The sequence below is a fragment of the Streptomyces botrytidirepellens genome (genome assembly GCF_003721215.1).
GTDB lineage: Bacteria > Actinomycetota > Actinomycetes > Streptomycetales > Streptomycetaceae > Streptomyces > Streptomyces himastatinicus.
Genome location: NZ_RIBZ01000294.1, coordinates 1 through 21,064, shown reverse-complemented (window position 1 = coordinate 21,064; position 21,064 = coordinate 1). Strand labels below are relative to the sequence as shown.

Here is a 21,064-nt window from a genome sequence, read left to right as displayed (position 1 = left end):
GGCCGGGCCCACCGCGGGTCCCACCGCGGGTCCCACCGCGGGACCCGTGACCGGGCCCGCCGCCTGGCCGGGCAGCCCGCAGCCGCTCGGCGCGCGCGTGTGCCAGGGCCCCGACGGGGTGCCCGGCACCAACTTCGCGCTGTGGGCGGGCGGTGCGGAGGCCGTCGAGCTGTGCCTGTTCGACGACGACGGCACCGAGGTCCGCCACGCCCTGGCCGAGCAGACCGAGGAGGTCTGGCACGGCTTCGTCCCCGGGGTGCTGCCCGGGCGGCGGTACGGCTACCGCGTACACGGCCGCTGGGACCCGTGGACCGGCGCCCGGTGGAACCCGGCCAAGCTGCTGCTGGATCCGTACGCGCGCGCCGTGGACGGCGACTTCGCGCCGGACGGCGGCCCGCTGCCCGCCGAGGTCTACGGCCATGTGCGGGACTGGCCGCAGCAGCACGTCGCCGACACCGTGCGGGACGAGCGCGACTCGGCCCCGTACGTCCCCAAGGGCGTCGTCGTGGGCGACGACGCCCCGGGCGGGCCGACGGACGGGCGGGCCGGCGACCGCCGTCCCGGGACCCCCTGGGCCGAGTCGGTGATCTACGAACTCCACGTGCGCGGCTTCACCATGCGCCACCCCGGCGTCCCGCCCGAGCTGCGCGGCACGTACGCCGGCCTCGCGCACCCCGCCGCGGTCGAGCACCTCACCCGGCTCGGGGTGACGGCGGTGGAGCTGCTGCCGGTGCACCAGTTCGCGCACGAGGACCATCTGCTGCGGCGGGGCCTGCGCAACTACTGGGGCTACAACTCCATCGGCTACTTCGCGCCGCACGCCGGGTACGCGGCCACCGGCACCCGGGGCCAGCAGGTGGGCGAGTTCCGGCAGATGGTGCGCGCCCTGCACACCGCCGGGATCGAGGTGATCCTCGACGTCGTCTACAACCACACCGCCGAGGCGGGCGAGCTGGGGCCGACCCTCTCGCTGCGCGGCATCGACAACCGCGGCTACTACCGGCTCCAGCAGGACCCGCGCCGCTACGCCGACTTCACCGGCTGCGGCAACACCCTCCAGACCGTCCGGCCGCACGTGCTCCGGCTGATCACCGACTCGCTGCGCTACTGGGTCACCGAGATGGGCGTGGACGGCTTCCGCTTCGACCTGGCCAGCGCGCTGGCCCGCACCGCGACGCACGGCGTCGACATGCTCTCCCCGTTCCTCGCCGCGATCGCCCAGGACCCCGTGCTGCGCCGCGTCAAGCTGATCGCCGAGCCCTGGGACGTGGGCTCGGGCGGCTACCAGGTGGGCGCGTTCCCGCCGCCGTGGGCCGAGTGGAACGACCGCTACCGGGATGCCGTACGGGACTTCTGGCGCGGCGCCCTGCCCGATGTGCGCGACCTCGGCTACCGGCTCTCCGGCTCCAGCGACCTGTACGGACACGGCAGCCGCGGCCCGTGCGCCTCGGTCAACTTCATCACGGCGCACGACGGGTTCACCCTGCGCGACCTGGTGAGTTACGACCGCAAGCACAACGAGGACAACGGCGAGGGCAACCGCGACGGCACCCACGACAACCGCTCCTGGAACTCCGGCGCCGAGGGCGAGACCGACGACCCGGACATCCGCGCCCTGCGCCGCCGCAGGCTGCGCGGCCTGCTCGCCACCCTGCTGCTGTCCACCGGCGTCCCGATGCTCGTCGCGGGCGACGAGATGGGCCGCACCCAGGGCGGCAACAACAACGCGTACTGCCAGGACAACGCCACCGGCTGGGTTGACTGGTCGCTGCTGGACGACCCCGGCTGGCAGGCGCTCACCGACCTCACCGCCCGGCTGATCCGGCTGCGCCGCGCCCACCCGGTACTGCGCCGGCCCGCCTTCTTCTCCGGCAGCGCCCGGCCCCCGGACGGCGTGCGCGACCTCGCCTGGTTCACGCCGCGCGGCGAGGAGATGACCGAATCCGACTGGTACGCGCCGACGACCGCGCTCGGCGTCCACCTCTCCGGCCGGGACCTGCCGCAGCGGGATCCGCGCGGCGCGCCGGTCACCGACGACACCTTCCTGGCGCTGCTCCACGCGGGCCCCGCGCCGCTGTCCTTCACGCTGCCCGGGCCGCCGTGGGCCGCGGGCTACGAACTCCTCCTGGACACCGCGCGGGAGGACCAGGACGCGCCACCGGGCGTGCGGTACGCGGCCGGTGCGTCGATCGAGCTGCCGGAACGCTCGGTTCTGCTGCTGCGCGCCCTTACCCCCGCGGACCTACGCCAAAAAACCGAGTGAGCACTGTCGGTGGCGGACCGTAGTCTCGCCACTGATGGCTGTGACGACGACACCACCCCGCGCCCAGGAGGGCGGCGCCGCCCCGCGGCACCGCTCCACCACGCGCTCCCTGCTGCGGCTGTGGCCCTATGTGCGCCCGGTGCGGGTCCGGCTGTTCTCGGCGGCGGGGGTGGCGGTCGTGGCCTCCTGCCTGGGCCTGGTCATCCCGCTCGTCCTCAAGTGGATGGTGGACGGGCCGGTCGCCGACCGCGACCCTGGCGGGGTGTGGCTGGGCGGTGCGCTGCTGTTCGCCCTCGGGCTGGCCGAGGCCGGGCTGTTCGGGCTGCGGCGCTGGCTGGTGGCGCGGCCGCTGGCGTCCGTCGAGGCCTCGATGCGGGCCTCCCTCTACCGCCATCTCCAGCGGCTGCCGGTCTCCTTCCACGACCGCTGGGCCTCCGGCCAGCTGCTGTCGCGCGCCACGACCGATCTGATGCTGCTGCGCCTGTTCCTGGCCTTCCCGCTGACCTTCCTGGTGGTCAATGGGGTCACCATCCTGGTCGGCTTCGCGATCCTGCTGGCGCAGCAGTGGACGCTGGGGCTGGTGCTCCTGGTCCCGGCCGTGCCGCTGATGATCTTCTGCTCGCTGTTCGAGACGCGCTATGCGGCCGTGGCCCGCACCGTCCAGGACCAGACCGGGGATCTGACGACGGTCGTCGAGGAGGGCGTGCTCGGCATCCGTATCGTCAAGGGCTTCGGCCGCCACCGCAGCCAGGCCCGCGCCTTCCGGGCCCTGTCGGAGCGGGTGCGGGCCACCGAGCTGCGCAAGGCGCGGCTGCTGGCCACCATCTGGGCGCTGATCATGACCCTGCCGGAGCTGGCGATCGGCGCGGCCCTGATCCTCGGCACCATCCAGGTCGCCGACGGCGGCCTCTCGGCGGGCACGCTCGTGGCCTTCCTGTCCACGGCCCTGGCGCTGCGCTGGCCGGTGGAGTCGCTGGGCTTCCTGCTGGCGCTGAGCCAGGACGCGGCGACGGCCACCGACCGCTTCTTCGAGGTCATGGACGCCACCCCGGCGGACGCGGCGGACCAGCCCGCGTCCGTGCTGCCCCGGCAGCGGGGCGAGGGCGGGATGCGGTTCGAGGGCGTGGAGTTCCGGTACGACGACGCTCCCGCGGACGCCCCGCCCGTGCTGGACGGGGTGGACCTGCACATACGGCCCGGCGAGACCATGGCGCTCGTCGGCGCGACCGGCTCCGGGAAGACCACGCTGACCGCCCTCGTACCGCGGCTGCTGGAGGTGACGCGCGGGCGGATCACCCTCGACGGGCGGGACATCACCGCGCTCCCCCGCGACGAGTTGCGCGCCCTGGTCGCCGTCGCCTTCGAGGAACCCACGCTGTTCTCGGCGACGGCCGGTGAGAACGTGCTGATGGGCGCGGACGGCGCCGACCGGGCCGCGCTGGCGCGCGCCCTGAAGGTGGCCCAGGCCGAGTTCGTGCATGCCCTGCCGCAGGGCACCGACACCGAGGTGGGCGAGCAGGGACTGAGCCTGTCCGGCGGGCAGCGGCAGCGGCTCGCGCTGGCCCGCGCCGTCGTCGGCGCCCCGCGCTTCCTGGTGCTGGACGATCCACTGTCCGCGCTGGACGTGCACACCGAGGCGCGCGTGGAGGCCGCGCTGCGGCAGGTCCTCGCGACCACGACCGCGCTGGTCGTCGCGCACCGGCCGTCGACCGTGCTGCTCGCCGACCGGGTGGCGCTGCTGGAGGACGGCCGTATCGCCGCCGTCGGCACCCACCACCAACTGCTGCGGGACAGCGCCGCGTACCGGTCGCTGATGTCGGGACACGACGGGGAGAACGACGGGGAGGAGGGCCCATGACGACGGCCGAGGAGGAACGCCCGGCCGAAAAGGCGCGCACGGCCGAGGAGGAGCGCCCCGCCGAGGGCGACCCCTTCGACCACGACGTCCTGCCCGCGCCCAAGGGCGCCTCCCTCTCCCTGCTGCGCTCGCTGCTCGCCCCGCGCCGCGCCCGCGTCTGCGTCGCGGCCGTCCTCCTGCTGCTGCAACAGGCCGCGGTGCAGGCGGGCCCGCTGCTCGTCGCGTTCGCCATCGACCGCGCCGTGCCCGCCTTCCGGGACGGCGACCACGGCCCGCTCATCGCCGTCGGCGCCGGCTACCTGGGCTGCGCGCTCGCCTCCGGCGCCCTCCAGTTCGCGTTCATCCGCGCCTCCGCCCGCATCAACCAGGACGTGCTGCTGGACCTGCGGGGCCGCATCTACCGCCACGCCCAGGCCCTCAGCGTGGACTTCCACGAGCGGTACACCTCGGGGCGGCTCATCTCCCGCGCCACGACCGACGTCGAATCGCTGCGGGAGCTGCTGAACGAGGGCCTGGACGAGCTGCTGGGCATCGCCCTGTCCGTCGTCTACATCGCCCTCACCCTGCTGTACCTGGACTGGGGGCTCGGCGCCGCGGCCGTGCTCTCCTTCTGGCCGCTGTATCTGCTCATCCGCTCCTTCCAGCGCCGGTCGATGCGGGTCTACCGCAAGCGGTCGACGGCCACCGCCGCGGTCATCGTCGCCTTCACCGAGACCATGAACGGCATCCGCCCGGTGCAGGCCTTCCGCCGCGAGCGCGCCAACAACACCCGCTTCGACGAGCTGAACGGCTACCACCAGCAGGTCAACGGGACCGCGATCCTGGAGATGGCCCGCTATGTCGTCGGCTCCCGGCTGACCGCCAACACGGCGGTCGCCGCCATCGTTCTGTGGGGCGCCTACCGGGTCGCCGCGGGCGATCTGGCGCTCGGGGTGCTGGCCGCGGCGGCGCTGTATCTGCGCAGGCTGTACGACCCGATCGACCGCCTGGGCATGTTCCTCAACTCCTACCAGTCCGCCGCCGCCTCCCTGGAGAAGATCGCGGGCCTGCTGGCCCAGCGCCCCTCCGTCCCCGAACCGTCCGACCCGCGCCCACTGCCGCCGCGCCCCTCCCGGTCGTCCGGCCGCGAGGTCGTCTTCGACGGGGTGCGCTTCGCGTACCGCACCGGCGGCGAGGTGCTGCCCCGCTTCGACCTCACCCTGCCCGCCGGGCAGACGGTCGCCGTGGTCGGCGCGACCGGCGCGGGCAAGTCCACCCTCGCCAAGCTGCTCGCCCGCTTCTACGACCCCACCGACGGCCGGGTCCTGCTCGACGGCGTCGACCTGCGCGACCTGGCCACCCCCGACCTGCGCCGCGGCGTGGTCATGGTGACCCAGGAGGCGTTCCTGTTCTCCGGCACCGTCGCCGACAACATCGCCATCGGCCGCCCCGACGCCACCCGCGCCGACGTCGAGCGGGCCGCCAAGGCGATCGGCGCCCACGACTTCATCGACGCCCTGCCCGACGGCTACGACACCGACGTCCGCAAGCGCGGCGGCCGCATCTCCGCTGGCCAGCGCCAACTGGTCGCCTTCGCCCGCGCCCTCCTCGCCGACCCCGCCGTCCTCATCCTCGACGAGGCCACGTCCTCCCTCGACATCCCGGGCGAGCGCGCCGTCCAGCGCGCCATGGACACGGTCCTCCGCGACCGCACCGCCGTCGTCATCGCCCACCGCCTCTCCACGGTGGAGATCGCCGACCGCGTCCTGGTCATGGCCGACGGCCACATCGTCGAGGACGGCACCCCGGCCGAACTCATCGCGGGCAAGGGCCGCTTCGCGGCGCTGCACCAGGCATGGCGGGAGAGTCTCGTGTGACGTGCTCGCCGCACGTCCGCGGTCACTCCCCGACCGCGCCGTCCGCCAACTCCCGAACGACGTCGAGCTGTCCGGCGTGGCGGGCGTACTCCTGGAGCAGGTGGAAGAGGATCCAGCCCAGGGCGGGCGCGTCGGCCTCGGTGGCGAAGCGGCCGCCGGTGCGTGCCCGCCGCTCCAGGGGCACGCCCGCGATGGCCGCCCGTGACCAGGCGCACTGTTCCTCGAACCGTGCCCGGACCTCGGTGGCCGGGAGGTCGTCGGGGACCTGCCAGCGGTCGTCGGGGCCGCGGTCGCCCCAGGGGGCGTCCACCGGCTCTCCGAGGAACCCCCAGCGCAGCCAGCGCCGTTCGACGAAGGTCAGGTGGCGGAGCAGCTCCAGCGGGGTCCAGCCGGAGGGCAGTCGGCTGGTGCGCAGCTCGGCCTCGGAGAGCCCGTCGAGCTTCCGCAGCACCACGGCCCGGTAGTAGTCGAGGTACGCGTCGAACATCTCGCGGGTGTCGGTGAGGGAATGGGGCGGCTCGTCGGCAGGGTGCGCGGCTCGGGTCATGCGGTGAGGGTACGAGTCGGCGCCGACATCGGGCATGGCTCGGACTGAACTTTCCTATCCGGTATGCGGATAGAGCACATCTGTCAACGGACGCTTTCCGGTCAACTTGTTGTCGCGCTCCTGACAGGTCGAGTCCAATGNCATCTGTCAACGGACGCTTTCCGGTCAACTTGTTGTCGCGCTCCTGACAGGTCGAGTCCAATGATGGCACTCTTCCCTCGACCGAGGTGCAGCAACTCCACAGCTCATCACCTCGGGCCACCCCCCAACCCCCCCCCACGCCCCCCGGTCGCACCGCGGCCTCGCCTCGTCGTGCGTCTGCGGCGCGGGCGAACCCGGTAACGCCGGACGCACGCAGCACCACGTGCTCCGCCATGCCCTGCCCGGGCGGCGAACCAGCCGTCCGGTCGTCCCGGCCGCGCCACCGCGCGGCCAGCGCAGAAGGAGTCAGCGTGAGACCCTTCCCCCAACGGCATCTCAGACCCCACGGACCCCACCGGCGTGCCGCCGCGACCGGTGCCCTGGTGGCCGCCGCCGCGATGATCGTCGTCGGTGTGCAGACCGGTCCCGCCACCGCACGCGCGGGTGATGCGGCCGCGGGCGGCACGATGGCCGCCAAGGCCCGGCCCGGGGCGTTGCCCGCGCAGTTGTCGCCCGCGGCCCGTACCGCGCTGATCCGCGCCGCCGACACCGCCTCCGCGAAGGCCGCCACCGCGAAGACGCTGGGCCTCGGCGCGAAGGAAAAGCTGGTCGTCAGGGACGTCGTCAAGGACGCCGACGGCACCACCCACACCCGCTACGAGCGCACCTACGCCGGGCTTCCCGTCCTCGGCGGCGATCTGGTCGTGGAGCGCGCCAAGGGCGGCGCGGTGGAGACGGTCGCGAAGTCGACCAAGGCGCGGCTGACGGTCGCGACGACCGACGCCGCCGTGAAGCCCGCCACCGCCGAGAAGGCCGCCGTGAAGGCGGCGAACGCGCAAGGGTCGCGGAAGACGGAGGCGGAGCGGGCGCCGCGCAAGGTGGTCTGGGCGGCGGCCGGTACGCCGACGCTGGCGTACGAGACCGTGGTCGGCGGCCTCCAGGAGGACGGCACGCCCAACGAGCTGCACGTCATCAGCGACGCGGCCACCGGCAAGAAGCTGTTCCAGTACCAGGGCGTCAAGAACGGCACCGGCAACAGCCAGTACAGCGGGCAGGTCACCCTCGGCACCTCGGGCAGCGCGGGCTCGTACAGCCTGACCGACACCGACCGCGGCAGCCACAAGACGTACAACCTGAACCGCGGCACCTCGGGCACCGGCACCCTGTTCACCGACGCCGACGACGTCTGGGGCAGCGGCACCACGTCCGATGCCGCCACCGCCGGGGTCGACGCGCACTACGGCGCCGCCGAGACGTGGGACTACTACAAGAACGTGCACGGCCGCAGCGGCATCCGGGGCGACGGCGTGGGCGCGTACTCCCGGGTCCACTACAGCAGCGGTTACGTCAACGCCTTCTGGCAGGACTCCTGCTTCTGCATGACCTACGGCGACGGCTCGGGCAACGCCAAGCCGCTGACCTCGATCGACGTGGCGGCGCACGAGATGAGCCACGGCGTCACCGCGGCCACCGCCAAACTGGTCTACAGCGGCGAGTCCGGCGGTCTCAACGAGGCCACCTCCGACATCTTCGCCGCGGCGGTCGAGTTCTACGCGGACAACGCGTCCGACGTCGGTGACTACCTCGTCGGCGAGAAGATCGACATCAACGGCAACGGCACCCCGCTGCGCTACATGGACAAGCCCAGCAAGGACGGCGCGTCCAAGGACAGCTGGTACTCCGGCGTCGGCAACGTGGACGTGCACTACTCGTCCGGTGTCGCCAACCACTTCTTCTACCTGCTCTCCGAGGGCAGCGGCGCCAAGGTCATCAACGGCGTGAGCTACAACAGCCCCACCTCCGACGGCCTGCCGGTCACCGGCATCGGCCGGGACGCCGCCGAGAAGGTGTGGTTCAAGGCGCTCAGCCAGCGCATGACGTCCAACACCAACTACGCCGCCGCGCGCGAGGCGACGCTGTGGGCGGCGGGCGAGCTGTACGGCCAGGGCAGCGCCCAGTACAACGCGGTGGCGAACGCCTGGGCCGGGGTCAACGTCGGCGCACGGATCGTCGACGGCGTCAGCGTCACCCCGCCCGGCGACCAGGCCAGCATCGTCGGCCAGGCCACCAGCGTGCAGATCAAGGCCACCAGCTCAAACGCGGGCGCGCTGAGCTACACGGCCACCGGGCTGCCGGCGGGCCTGTCGATCGACTCCGCCACCGGCGTGATCTCCGGTACCCCGACCACCGAGGGCTCCAGCGCGGTGACCGTGACGGTGACCGACTCGGCGGGCAGGACCGGCACCGTGTCGTTCACCTGGACCGTCAACACCACCGGCGGCAACGTCTTCGAGAACACCACGGACGTCGACATTCCGGACGGGGGGAACGCCGTCACCTCACCTATCACCGTGAGCCGGGCCGGGAACGCCCCGTCCGCCCTCCAGGTGACCGTGGACATCACCCACAGCTACCGCGGTGACCTGGTGATCGACCTGGTCGCCCCGGACGGTACGGCCTACCGGCTCAAGAGCTCCAGCATCTTCGACTCGGCGGACGACGTGAAGGCCACGTTCACCGTGGACGCCTCGTCCGAGACGGCCGTCGGCACCTGGAACCTGAAGGTCCAGGACATCTACTCGCAGGACTCCGGCACCCTCAACGGCTGGAAGCTGACCTTCTGATGTAACGCCGGACCCACCAACACACCGAGAACCAGGCGCCGCCAGGAGTGACCCGACTCCTCCTGGCGGCGTCTCCATGCCTCCGTGCCTCCATGAACATTTTCCGCCAGACCCGCCTGGAAACCCGTGACATGTCCGCGGCTTGTATGACAGTCTGCCCACGCATTACGCACCAGTACCTCTTGTTCAGTGCCGCGCCGCGCTTCCCGCTGCCCGGCACTGACCCCCCACAGCAACGAGGGAGTAAGCGTGAGCAAGACCTTCAGCATGCCCATATCCGGGGGCGGCAGGCGCCGTTCGGCGATCGCCGCCGGTGCCGCGGTCGCCACCGCGGCGCTGCTGGCCACCGGACTCACCACCGGATCGGCCGGCGCCGCACCGGCCGACGCGGACGCCAGGGCGGGCGCCCAGCCCGCCAAGCTCACCGCGTCCGCCCGCGCCGAACTGCTGCGCGACGCGAACGCCACCAAGGCCGAGACGGCGAAGACCCTCGGCCTCGGCGCGAAGGAAAAGCTGGTCGTCAAGGACGTCATCAAGGACGCCGACGGCACCACCCACACCCGCTACGACCGCACCTACGACGGACTCCCCGTCCTCGGCGGCGACCTGGTGGTCCACCAGGCCGCGGGCGGCACGGTGCAGGGCGTCAGCAAGGCCACGAAGGCCACCGTCAAGGTCGCCACCACCAAGGCCGAGGCCGCCCCCAGCAGCGCCGCACAGACCGCGGTGAAGGCCGCCCGGGCGGACGACAGCAAGGGCGCCAAGGCGCAGACCCCGCACAAGGTGATCTGGGCCGCCACGGGCAAGCCGGTCCTGGCGTACGAAACCGTCGTCGGCGGCGTCCAGAAGGACGGCACCCCGAACGAGCTGCACGTCATCACCGACGCGGCCACCGGCAAGAAGCTCTACGAGCGCCAGGGCGTCGAAACCGGCAGCGGCCAGAGCCAGTACAGCGGCAAGGTGGAGCTGGGCACCGCCAAGGAAGGCAGCGGCTTCACCCTGACCGACGCCGACCGCGGCGGCCACAAGACCGTCAACCTGGAGAACAAGGAGGACGGCGAGGGCAAGGCGTTCACCGACGAGGACGACGCCTGGGGCAACGGCAAGGGCGACGACCCGCAGACCGCCGCCGTGGACGCCCACTACGGCGCCGCCACGACCTGGGACTACTACAAGAAGGTCCACGGCCGCGACGGCATCGGCGGCGACGGCAAGGCCGCCACGTCCCGCGTCCACTACGGCGACAGCTACGTCAACGCCTTCTGGGAAGACTCCTGCTTCTGCATGACGTACGGCGACGGCGAGGGCAACAAGGCCCCGCTGACCGCCCTCGACGTCGCGGCGCACGAGATGACCCACGGCGTCACCTCCAAGACCGCGGGCCTGGAGTACAGCGGCGAGTCCGGCGGCCTCAACGAGGCCACCTCCGACATCTTCGGCACCTCCGTCGAGTTCAACGCCAAGAACTCCACCGACGCCGGTGACTACCTCATCGGCGAGAAGATCGACATCAACGGCGACGGCACCCCGCTGCGCTACATGGACAAGCCCAGCAAGGACGGCCAGTCCGCGGACGAGTGGTCCGACAAGGTCGGCGACCTCGACGTCCACTACTCCTCCGGTGTCGCCAACCACTTCTTCTACCTGCTGTCCGAGGGCAGCGGCGCGAAGGAGATCGGCGGGGTCAAGTACGACAGCCCGACCTCGGACGGCAAGAAGGTCGAGGGCATCGGGCGGGACAAGGCCGAGAAGATCTGGTTCAAGGCCCTGACCACGTACATGACGTCCACCACGGATTACCACGCGGCGCGTGAGGCAACCCTGAAGGCCGCGAACGACATCTATGGGAAGGACAGCGCCGAGTCCAAGGGCGTGGAAGCCGCCTGGGCCGGGGTCAACGTGAAGTAACGCCAACGGCGTTACCGATGCGTAACGCACAACATGCGGCCGGTGCCCGGGGTTTGTCCCCGGGCGCCGGTATGTTTTCTTCACAGCAAAGACACATCTTTGCCGGGTTGACCGATACGTCGGCCAACTTCCCATGACAACAGGAGATACGCGTGGATTCACGCTCGACGTCTGCCATATCTGGCATATCCCGTCACAGACGCTCGCGTACCGCCCTCGCCGCCGGAGCGGCCACCCTGGCCGCCTCCCTGCTCGCCGCCGGTGCCACCGCCGGCCCCGCGGGCGCGGCGACTCCGACGTCCGGCTCCGCCGGCGCCCAGACCGTCAGCCTCTCCCCCTCGGCCCGTGCCGAGCTGCTGCGCGAGGCCGGGACGACCACCGTCTCCGCCGCCAAGTCCCTCGGGCTCGGCGGCAAGGAGAAGCTGATCGTCCGTGATGTCGTCAAGGACGCCGACGGCTCCACCCACATCCGCTACGAGCGCACCTACGACGGACTGCCGGTCCTCGGCGGCGACCTGGTCGTCCACGAGACGCCGAGCGGCGCCAAGGAGGGCGTCACCAAGGCGACCGACGCGGACATCAAGGTCGCCGACACCCGCGCCGCCCTCGCCGCCACCGGCGCCCAGCGGACCGCCCTGGCCGCCGCGAAGGCCGCCGACGTCTCCGGCGCCGCCACCGAGCGCGCCCCGCGCAAGGTGATCTGGGCCGCCACCGGCAAGCCCGTCCTCGCGTACGAGACCGTCATCGGCGGCGTCCAGAAGGACGGCACGCCGAACCGGCTGCACGTCATCACGGACGCGGACACCGGCAAGAAGCTGTACGAGTACCAGGCCATCGAGAACGGCACCGGCACCGGCCAGCACAACGGCAAGGTCACCGTCGGGTCGGTCAAGAGCGGCAGCCAGTGGCTGCTGAAGGACACCGCGCGCGGTGGCCACCAGACGTACAACCTCAAGCACAAGGAGAGCGGCAAGGGGTCGGCGTTCTACGACGCCGACAACGTGTGGGGCAACGGCAAGCCCACCATCGCCCAGACCGCCGCCGTCGACGCCCACTACGGCGCCGCCATGACCTGGGACTACTACAAGAAGGTCCTCGGCCGTAACGGCATCAAGAACAACGGCAAGGCGGCCTACTCCCGCGTCCACTACGGCAAGGCGTACGTCAACGCCTTCTGGGACGACGACTGCTTCTGCATGACCTACGGCGACGGCGAGGGCGACAAGAAGCCGCTCACCTCGCTCGACGTCGCGGGCCACGAGATGAGCCACGGCCTCACCTCGGCCACCGCCAACCTCGAGTACAGCGGCGAGTCGGGCGGCCTCAACGAGGCCACCTCCGACATCTTCGGCACCGCCGTCGAGTTCTACGCCAAGAACGCCAAGGACCCGGGCGACTACCTCATCGGCGAGAAGATCGACATCAACGGCGACGGCACCCCGCTGCGCTACATGGACAAGCCCAGCAAGGACGGCCTGTCCTACGACTACTGGAAGAGCGGCGTCGGCGAGGACGACCCGCACTTCACCTCGGGCATCGCCAACCACTTCTTCTACCTGCTGGCCGAGGGCAGTGGCCGCAAGGTGATCGGTGGCGTCACGTACAACAGCCCGACCAAGGACGGCCGGGTCGTCAAGGGCATCGGCCGCGCCAAGGCCGAGAAGATCTGGTACAAGGCCCTGTCCACGTACATGACCTCGACCACCAACTACGCCAAGGCCCGCACCGCGACGCTCAACGCCGCGAAGAAGCTGTACGGCGCGAACAGCACCGAGTACAAGGCGGTCAACAACGCCTGGGGCGGCGTCAACGTGAAGTAACGCCCTGAGATGCCTCCGGCCGGGCGGGCCCCGTGACCCGCCCGGCCGGAACCCGCCCCCCTCAGACGGCAGAGGGGCGGGTGACGTCCAGCAGGTTGGGGCGCTTGGCCCAGAAGCGCTCGAACAGCTCGTCGGCGTCCTCCGCCTCGACCAGGGCGGCCTCGGGCGCCGTCACCGGCATCAGCGTGATGATCTGCACCGCGGGATCCCCCGACGCGTCGAGGAACAGGTCGAAGTCGCTTCCGAAGTACGGACTCGGATGCGCGAGCACGCCGTGCATCTCCGTGCCCTCCAGCACCGGCCGGTCGTTCACGACGACCGCCCCGTATTCCAGTCCGCGCCCCTGCTCCAGGAGCACTCCGGCCATGCTGTCGACGAAGTAGCGGGCGAAGTCCTGCTGCCCCTCCCCCAGACTGCACACCAGTTCCTGCGGGCGCGTCGCGGTGAGGGATTGGAAGCGCAGCCCATTGGTGATCACCGTGCTGATCCCGGGATCCGGCAGGTGGAACTCGACCAGGTCGTAGTGGCCCGATGCGATGTGCCGGATCTCCCCGAGGTGCTGTTCGAGGTGGCCCAGGAACCCGTCGTCCGCTGTCATCCCTCTTCGCTTTCGTCGCACGTGTCGCGTGTCGATGTGCACGACGATACGGCGCGACCGTGCGGTTGCACGACCTTTTGCACGTGCATCCGGCTCAGCCGTCGTCGGTGCCGCCGCGCCAGGCGGCGCGGGCTCGGCGCCAGGCGGTGATGACGGCGGGGATTTTGGACAGGATCTCGGCTGACAGGGTCAGTACCAGTCCGGCGAGGCCGAAGGCCGCGAGTATGAGCAGGGTGATGGCGTCCCAGTCCACCAGTTCTCAACCCCTCGATCCGGGTGGTCGAACTGGAGGCCCGGCAGGCTCAGCCCGACCACCGTATGGGTGGTCAGCTGAGGTCCTGCCGACGTCCAAGATCTCAATACGTGCGAGCGGAGAGCGGGGCTCTCCGGGACCGCGGCAATTCCGTCCACGTGAAGTCGGTCGGCTTTTTTCGTGCGCCGCATGACGTCGGACATGCGGCGCGACATTCCCCCGTGCTCAGCGGTCCGCCGTCAGTCTAGCGGTCAACGGTTCAGCGCATCAGCACTCCCGCCGCCTCCGAGGTGGATTCCGACGGGAGGGCGGTGAGGCCGAGTTCGGCCGGGGAGGCCAGGAGGGGGTGGGTGGGGAGGATGCGGACGGTGTAGCCGAAGGGGCCCGTGCGGTCGAGGGCGAGGGGGCCTTCGTAGAGGTGGCGGCCCTGGTCGTCGGGGCCCGCGGTGGGCTTGAGGGGGATGTGGGCGGTGTCCGTGAGCTGGTCGGACTCGTCCACGCGGCCCGCGACGGCCTGGACCTCGACGTCGGTGGGGTCGAGGCCGCCGAGGCGGACCTCGACGCGGAGGGAGAGGGCGGAGCCGAGTTCGGCGGCGCCGCCGGGGGCCGGCGGGGTGATCCGGGTTTCCACGTGGTCGACGGCCACCTGCGGCCAGGCCGCGCGGACCTGGGCCTTCCAGGCGGACAGGGCACGGGAGGTGGCGGGGTCGAGCGCGCGGTGGGCGCGGGCGGCCGGGGCGTAGAGCCGCTCGACGTACTCCCGCACCATGCGTCCCGCGAGCACCTTGGGGGCGAGGGTGGTGAGGGTCTGGCGCACCATGTCGATCCAGTGGCCGGGGAGCCCGTCGGGGCCGCGGTCGTAGAACTGCGGTGCGACCCGGTTCTCCAGCAGTTCGTAGAGGGCGGCCGCCTCCAGGTCGTCGCGGCGGTCCTCGTCCACGGCGGAGCCGTCGGCGGTGGGGATGGCCCAGCCGAAGTCGGGCTCGTACCACTCGTCCCACCAGCCGTCGAGTACGGAGAGGTTGAGGCAGCCGTTGAGGGCGGCCTTCATGCCGCTGGTGCCGCACGCCTCCAGCGGGCGCAGCGGGTTGTTGAGCCAGACGTCGCAGCCGGGGTAGAGCTTCTGGGCCATGCCCATGCCGTAGTCGGGCAGGAAGACGAGGCGGTGCCGCACCCGGGCGTCGTCGGCGAACCGGACGAGCTCCTGGACGAGGCGCTTGCCGCCGTCGTCGGCCGGGTGCGCCTTGCCCGCGACGACGATCTGGACGGGCCGCTCGGGGTGCAGCAGCAGCTCGGTGAGCCGGTCGCGGTCGCGCAGCATGAGGGTGAGCCGCTTGTACGAGGGGACGCGGCGGGCGAAGCCGATGGTGAGGACGTCGGGGTCGAGGACGGAGTCGATCCAGCCCAGTTCGGCGGTGCCCGCGCCGCGCTGCCGCCAGGACGCGTACAGCCGCCGGCGCACCTCGGCGACGAGCTGCTTGCGCAGGGTGCGGCGCAGTTCCCACAGTTCACCGGCGGGGAGGTGGCCGAACTGGCGGGCGCCGAGCCGGGTGACCTCGGGGGCGCGCCAGGTGGGCGCGTGGACGCCGTTGGTGACGGAGGTGATGGGCACCTCGTCGGCGTCGAAGCCGGGCCAGAGCCCGGCGAACATCTCGCGGCTGACCTGGCCGTGGAGGGTGGAGACCCCGTTGGCGCGCTGGGCCAGCCGCAGCCCCATGACGGCCATGTTGAAGACGCCGGGGTCTCCGCCGGGGGCGGTCTCCCGGCCGAGCGCGAGGATGCGCTCGACGCCGATGCCGGGCAGTTCGCCGTCGTCCCCGAAGTGGCGGGCCACCAGCTCGCGGTCGAACCGGTCGATCCCGGCGGGCACCGGGGTGTGAGTGGTGAACACCGTCCCGGCCCGCACCGTCTCGTGGGCGGCGTCGAAGTCCACGCCCGGACCGGCCTCCGCCATGAGTTCGCGGATCCGCTCCAGGCCGAGGAACCCGGCGTGGCCCTCGTTGGTGTGGAACACCTCGGGCTCGGTGTGCCCGGTGATACGGCAGTACGCCCGCACCGCGCGCACGCCGCCGATGCCGAGCAGCATCTCCTGGAGCAGCCGGTGTTCGCTGCCGCCGCCGTAGAGCCGGTCGGTGACGCCGCGCTCGCCGGGGCCGTTGCCCTCGACGTCCGAGTCGAGGAGCAGCAGCGGCACCCGGCCGACCTGGGCCTGCCAGATCTGGGCGTGCAGCGGACGGCCGCCGGGGAGGGCGAGGGTGATCCTGGCGGGCTTGCCCATGCCCGCGCCGGGCTTGTGCTCGTGCAGCAGGGTGAGCGGCAGCTCGTTGGGGTCGAGGACGGGGTACTGCTCCTGCTGCCAGCCCTCGCGGGAGAGGGACTGCCGGAAGTAGCCGTGGCGGTAGAGCAGCCCGACGCCGATGAGGGGGACGCCGAGGTCGCTGGCGGCCTTGAGGTGGTCACCGGCGAGGATGCCGAGGCCGCCGGAGTACTGGGGCAGGGCGGCGGTGATGCCGAACTCGGGCGAGAAGTAGGCGATGGCGGCGGGGAGGGCTTGGCTCCCTTCGGATCCCGCGCCACCGTCCGTACGGTCCGGGGCCGCCGGGGCCGCCCCCTCCGCCGGGGCCGCGTCGTCCGAACGGGCCGCGTCCTCGGACCGGTCCGTCCGGTCCGGCGCGGCCGCCGTGCGGCCCTGGTACCAGCGGGGGCCGGTCAGATAGTCGTCCAGATCCTCGGCGACCGCCCCGAGCCGCCGCAGGAAGCCGCGGTCCGCGGCGAGTTCCGCCAGCCGGGCGACGGGTACGGCGCTCAGCAGCCGCACCGGGTCGCCGCCGGACTCCCGCCAGCGCTCGGGGTCCACGGCCTCGAACAGCTCGCGGGTCTCGGGATGCCACGACCAGCGCAGATTGCGCGCCAGCCGGTGGAGCGGTCGTAGGGGTTCCGGGAGCACGGGACGCACGCTGAAGCGACGGATGGCCTTCACGCCTTCGACGGTAGCGGCCGACGCGCCCCCGTTTCGGCTGTTTCGCCCGAGCCCCGCGAAGTTCGGTCGGGAGGCGGCAACCTTTCCGGCCAGGGCGACGACTAGGGGGCGTTCACTTCCCCCCATGCCTTGGAGGCCCCGTGCGTATCCGGGACAGATCGCAGCCCGCACCCGGTCACCCGCCCAGACACGCCGCGCGCGAGCGGCTCGGCCGCCCCCGGACGCTGGTCGCGGCGCTCGCGGTGGGCGCGCTGGCCGTCACCGGCCTGGCGAGCATCTCGGGAGCGGCCGAGACGGAGGCCGAGGCGGAGGGGGCGACGGCGGCGAAGGGCGCGACCACCAAGGCGAAGGCCGCGGCCGCCCAGCTGGAGAAGCTGGACCGGGGCCTGGTCAGCGTCCGCTCCGGCAACGACAACCTGGTCAGCTGGCGCTGGCTCGCCACCGACCCGGCCAATGTCGCCTTCAACGTCTACCGCGGCTCCACCAAGGTCAACGCGTCCCCGATCACGGGCTCGACGAACTACCTGGACAAGGGCGCGGCGGCCTCGGACGCCTACACGGTGCGCGCGGTGGTGAACGGCACCGAGCAGCCCGCCTCGTCCGCCGCCCTCCAGTTCCGCTCGGGCTACCTCGATGTCCCGATCTCGCCCCCGGCCGCCGGTTCCGACTACACGTACGAGGCCAACGACGCCTCGGTCGGCGACCTGGACGGCGACGGCGACCTCGACCTCGTGCTCAAGTGGCAGCCGACGAACGCGAAGGACAACTCGCAGTCCGGCGTCACCGGCAACACGATCGTGGACGGGTACACCGTCGAGGGCAAGCGGCTGTGGCGCATCGACCTGGGCCGCAACATCCGCTCCGGCGCCCACTACACCCAGTTCCAGGTGTACGACTACGACGGCGACGGCAAGGCCGAGGTCGCGATGAAGACCGCGGACGGCACGGTCGACGGCGCGGGCAAGACGATCGGCAGCGCCTCCGCCGACCACCGCAACTCCGGCGGCTACGTGCTCAGCGGCCCCGAGTTCCTGACGATGTTCAACGGCAGCACCGGCGCCGCGCTGGACACCGTGGACTACGTCCCGGCGCGCGGCACGGTCTCCTCGTGGGGCGACTCGTACGGCAACCGGGTGGACCGGTTCCTGGCCGGGACGGCGTACCTGAACGGCTCCACACCCTCCCTGGTCTCGGCGCGCGGCTACTACACCCGCACCGTCATCGCCGCCTGGGACTTCAAGGGCGGCAAGCTGACCCGCAAGTGGACGTTCGACACGAACAGCTCCACCAACAGCGGCAAGGGCTACGACGGGCAGGGCAACCACGCGCTGACCATCGGCGATGTGGACGGCGACAGCAAGGACGAGATCGTCTACGGCTCGATGGCCGTGGACGACAACGGCTCCGGGCTGTGGACGACGAAGAACGGCCACGGCGACGCCGCCCACCTCGGCGACCTCGACCCGTCCCGGGCGGGCCTGGAGTACTTCAAGGTGGACGAGGACTCCTCCAAGCCGTCCTCGTACCTCGCCGACGCCAAGACCGGCCAGGTGCTCTGGACGACCGGCGCCAACGGCGACAACGGGCGCGGCGTGGCCGGTGACATCTGGGCGGGCAACGACGGCGCCGAGATGTGGTCCGCGAAGGACGACCAGATCCGCTCGGCCTCCGGTGCCACCAAGGGCCGCAAGCCGTCGTCCATGAACTTCCTGTCCTGGTGGGACGGCGACCCGGTGCGCGAACTGCTGGACGGTACGCGTATCGACAAGTACGGGACGTCGGGCGAGACCCGGCAGCTCACCGCCTCCGGGGTGCACTCCAACAACGGCACCAAGGCCAACCCGTCGCTGGCGGGCGACATCCTCGGCGACTGGCGCGAGGAGGTGATCTGGCCGACCAGCGACAACAAGGCGCTGCGGATCTACTCCACGCCCTACGAGACCGACCGGCGGATCACCACGCTGCTGCACGACCGGCAGTACCGCGAGGCGCTGGCCTGGCAGAACACCGGCTACAACCAGCCGCCGCACCCCAGCTTCTTCATCGGCAACAAGATGGCGACCCCTCCGCGGCCGGCCATCACCACCCCCTGACCCCCTGACTGCTTTTCCCCTTCACCACCTTCACCATCACCCCCTTCCGCACAAGGAGCTGTGACATGGCTGAATTACGCATGAGACGGCGGGCGATCGGCAGCGCCCTCGGCGCCATCGCCCTCACCGCGGGTGCGATCACCACCGGTCTGTCCCTGTCCGCCGCGTCGGCCGCCACCTGGCCCTCGCCCAGCGGCACCCCGCAGGCGGTCACCAAGACGATCCCCGTCAGCGGGACCACCGACGGCGGCATGAAGCGCTACTACGGCGACGGCGACCTCGGCTCGGACAACCAGGACGAGGACCAGGGCCCGCTGTTCGAGCTGGCCGACGGCGCGACCCTCAAGAACGTCATCATCGGCGCCCCGGCCGCCGACGGCGTGCACTGCAAGGGCAGCTGCACGCTCCAGAACGTCTGGTGGGAGGACGTCGGCGAGGACGCCGCCACCTTCCGCGGCACCGGCGAGACGTACAACGTCATCGGGGGCGGCGCCCGCAAGGCGTCGGACAAGATCTTCCAGTTCAACGGCGGCGGCACGCTCAACATCTCCAACTTCGCCGGACAGGACTTCTCGACCTTCGTCCGCTCCTGCGGCAACTGCTCCAGCCAGTACAAGCGCACGATCAACGTGACCAACACCGAGATCACCGCGCCGGGCAAGGTCATCGGTGGGATCAACACCAACTACGGCGACTCGCTGACCCTGCGCAAGATCACGATCGTCGGGGACAGCAGCAAGAAGATCATCCCGTGTCAGAAGTACATCGGGAACAACACCGGCAAGGAGCCGACGAAGAACGGCAGCAACGCCGACGGCACGTACTGCAAGTACAGCAGCTCCGACCTCACCTACAAGTAGGCATCGCCCGCACATGAGGCGTAGGTGAGAGTCCGCCGCCCGGTCCGTGATTTTTTGCGGGCCGGGCGGTGATTTTTTGCGGTGATTTTTTTCTGAGCCGGGCGGCAACGTCTTCCGGCGCGGCGGCGACTTCAGGGCGTACATGATCCCCCCACTCCCCCCACGGAATGGATACACATGGCACCGCAGCACCACAGACCGCGTCCCACCCGCAAGCGCGCCCTGATCGGCGGCCTCGGCGCCGCCGCCCTCACCATCGGCGCGATCACGGCCGGAACGATGCTCTCCTCGGCCTCGGCGTCCGCCGAATGGCCCACCCCCGGTAACGACAAGCCGGTCAGCTCGACGCAGAAGATCTCCGGCGTCGTCGACGGCAAGATGCAGCGCTTCATCGGCGAGGGCGAACTCGGCGACGGCGGCCAGGACGAGGGCCAGCCCGCGATGTTCGAACTGGCCGACGGCGCCACGCTCAAGAACGTCGTCATCGGCTCCCCCGCCGCCGACGGCATCCACTGCGAGGGCAGCTGCACGCTCCAGAACGTCTGGTGGGAGGACGTCGGCGAGGACGCCGCGACCTTCCTGGGCGGCGCCAACGCCAAATACACCATCGAGGGCGGCGGCGCGCGCAAGGCCGATGACAAGGTCTTCCAGCACAACGGCGGCGGCACCCTCACCATCCGCGACTTCGCCGTGCAGGACTTCGGCAAGCTCTACCGCTCCTGCGGCAACTGCTCCGAGCAGCAGAAGCGCGCGGTGGTGGTGGACGGAGTGGAGGTGACCGCTCCGGGTAAGTCGCTGGTCGGCGTCAACGAGAACTTCGGGGACACCGCGAAGCTCAGCAACATCACGATCATCGGGGACAGCGGCAAGAAGATCGACCCCTGCGTCCGCTTCAAGGGCAACGACACCGGTGCGGAGCCCGAGGAGACCGGCTCCGGCCCGGACGGCAAGACCTGCATCTACAAGGAGTCCGACATCTCCTACAAGTAGGCGTCGGAACCGCTCCACCGCGCGCCGTGCCCGCCCCTCACCGGGGATGGGCGCGGCGCGTCCCCATGCGGCGGAACCGCGCCGGTTCCGCCCCCCGATGCGCACTTGTCGGGGTCCCCGCCCCACGAGACCCTGGCGCCCTCGCGTACGGGGAGGGCCGGGGAGGGAGCGTCCATGGCGCACAGGAGAAGCAGAGGCCGCCTCGGCACGGCCGGGGCGCTGGCCGCCGCCGCGGTGGTGCTGGCGGGCGGGGCGCTGCCCGCACAGGCCGCG

At 71.4% G+C, this 21,064-nt stretch carries 13 protein-coding genes; 9 read left to right on the top strand and 4 right to left on the bottom strand.

The genetic code is table 11. From position 1 onward, the window contains the following. Nucleotides 1-46 precede the first annotated feature (46 nt). From glgX to EEJ42_RS24550, 3 genes are read left to right on the top strand one after another with little or no spacing between them, the layout of a single operon-like run. Nucleotides 47-2,263: a glycogen debranching protein GlgX gene (gene glgX, locus EEJ42_RS24560; protein ID WP_123102937.1), complete on the top strand. Its 2,217-nt coding sequence runs from the start codon at nt 47-49 to the stop codon at nt 2,261-2,263. Between the two features lie 34 nt (nt 2,264-2,297). Next, a complete protein-coding gene (locus EEJ42_RS24555; RefSeq protein WP_123102935.1) occupies nt 2,298-4,121 on the top strand; it encodes an ABC transporter ATP-binding protein in 1,824 nt (607 codons plus the stop codon). Then, a complete protein-coding gene (locus EEJ42_RS24550) occupies nt 4,118-5,977 on the top strand; it encodes an ABC transporter ATP-binding protein (protein WP_123102933.1) in 1,860 nt (619 codons plus the stop codon). Before EEJ42_RS24555 ends, EEJ42_RS24550 begins: the two co-directional genes overlap by 4 nt. Nucleotides 5,978-5,999: 22 nt before the next feature. Here the strand turns inward: EEJ42_RS24550 and EEJ42_RS24545 are convergent, their stop codons facing one another. Next, nucleotides 6,000-6,524, bottom strand: a complete 525-nt coding sequence (locus EEJ42_RS24545) for a DinB family protein (RefSeq protein WP_123102943.1) — start codon at nt 6,522-6,524, stop codon at nt 6,000-6,002. 539 nt (nt 6,525-7,063) lie between these two features. On the opposite strand from EEJ42_RS24545, the gene EEJ42_RS24540 reads away from it, so the two are divergent. The 3 genes from EEJ42_RS24540 to EEJ42_RS24530 all read left to right on the top strand — a co-directional run bounded on the left by EEJ42_RS24540 (nt 7,064) and on the right by EEJ42_RS24530 (nt 13,017). Continuing rightward, nucleotides 7,064-9,289, top strand: coding sequence for a M4 family metallopeptidase (locus tag EEJ42_RS24540; RefSeq protein WP_123102941.1), 2,226 nt, complete (start codon nt 7,064-7,066; stop codon nt 9,287-9,289). 267 nt (nt 9,290-9,556) lie between these two features. Then, entirely contained in the window at nt 9,557-11,197 is a 1,641-nt protein-coding gene (locus tag EEJ42_RS24535) for a M4 family metallopeptidase (protein ID WP_184503255.1), read from the top strand. 152 nt (nt 11,198-11,349) lie between these two features. Beyond that, a complete protein-coding gene (locus EEJ42_RS24530) occupies nt 11,350-13,017 on the top strand; it encodes a M4 family metallopeptidase (protein WP_123102929.1) in 1,668 nt (555 codons plus the stop codon). Nucleotides 13,018-13,078: 61 nt separating this feature from the next. Here EEJ42_RS24530 and EEJ42_RS24525 read toward each other — a convergent pair whose 3' ends face one another. The 3 genes from EEJ42_RS24525 to glgP form a co-directional block, all read right to left on the bottom strand. Beyond that, the gene (locus tag EEJ42_RS24525) at nt 13,079-13,615 is read right to left on the bottom strand and encodes a suppressor of fused domain protein (protein WP_123102927.1); all 537 of its coding nucleotides are present in this window, start codon (nt 13,613-13,615) and stop codon (nt 13,079-13,081) included. Nucleotides 13,616-13,709: 94 nt separating this feature from the next. Next, nucleotides 13,710-13,868: a hypothetical protein gene (locus EEJ42_RS51120; RefSeq protein WP_184503253.1), complete on the bottom strand. Its 159-nt coding sequence runs from the start codon at nt 13,866-13,868 to the stop codon at nt 13,710-13,712. A 259-nt stretch (nt 13,869-14,127) separates the two neighbouring features. Next, on the bottom strand, nt 14,128-16,848 hold the full coding sequence (gene glgP / locus EEJ42_RS24520; RefSeq protein WP_123102925.1) for an alpha-glucan family phosphorylase: 2,721 nt from the start codon (nt 16,846-16,848) through the stop codon (nt 14,128-14,130). 140 nt (nt 16,849-16,988) lie between these two features. On the opposite strand from glgP, the gene EEJ42_RS24515 reads away from it, so the two are divergent. From EEJ42_RS24515 to EEJ42_RS24505, 3 genes are all read left to right on the top strand, one after another. Continuing rightward, nucleotides 16,989-18,941, top strand: coding sequence for a rhamnogalacturonan lyase (locus EEJ42_RS24515; RefSeq protein WP_425472955.1), 1,953 nt, complete (start codon nt 16,989-16,991; stop codon nt 18,939-18,941). Between the two features lie 65 nt (nt 18,942-19,006). Beyond that, nucleotides 19,007-19,801 (top strand): pectate lyase, encoded by a 795-nt coding sequence (locus EEJ42_RS24510; RefSeq protein ID WP_123102923.1) that lies wholly within the window; start codon nt 19,007-19,009, stop codon nt 19,799-19,801. Between the two features lie 177 nt (nt 19,802-19,978). After that, on the top strand, nt 19,979-20,791 hold the full coding sequence (locus tag EEJ42_RS24505; protein WP_123102921.1) for a pectate lyase: 813 nt from the start codon (nt 19,979-19,981) through the stop codon (nt 20,789-20,791). Nucleotides 20,792-21,064 lie beyond the last annotated feature (273 nt).

Coding starts and splice junctions, on each gene's coding strand:
- EEJ42_RS24555 (WP_123102935.1), top strand. CDS start 2,298: ATGGCTGTGACGACGACACCACCCCGCGCCCAGGAGGGCGGCGCCGCC.
- EEJ42_RS24550 (WP_123102933.1), top strand. CDS start 4,118: ATGACGACGGCCGAGGAGGAACGCCCGGCCGAAAAGGCGCGCACGGCC.
- EEJ42_RS24545 (WP_123102943.1), bottom strand. CDS start 6,524: ATGACCCGAGCCGCGCACCCTGCCGACGAGCCGCCCCATTCCCTCACC.
- EEJ42_RS24540 (WP_123102941.1), top strand. CDS start 7,064: ATGATCGTCGTCGGTGTGCAGACCGGTCCCGCCACCGCACGCGCGGGT.
- EEJ42_RS24535 (WP_184503255.1), top strand. CDS start 9,557: ATGCCCATATCCGGGGGCGGCAGGCGCCGTTCGGCGATCGCCGCCGGT.
- EEJ42_RS24525 (WP_123102927.1), bottom strand. CDS start 13,615: ATGACAGCGGACGACGGGTTCCTGGGCCACCTCGAACAGCACCTCGGG.
- EEJ42_RS24510 (WP_123102923.1), top strand. CDS start 19,007: ATGGCTGAATTACGCATGAGACGGCGGGCGATCGGCAGCGCCCTCGGC.
- EEJ42_RS24505 (WP_123102921.1), top strand. CDS start 19,979: ATGGCACCGCAGCACCACAGACCGCGTCCCACCCGCAAGCGCGCCCTG.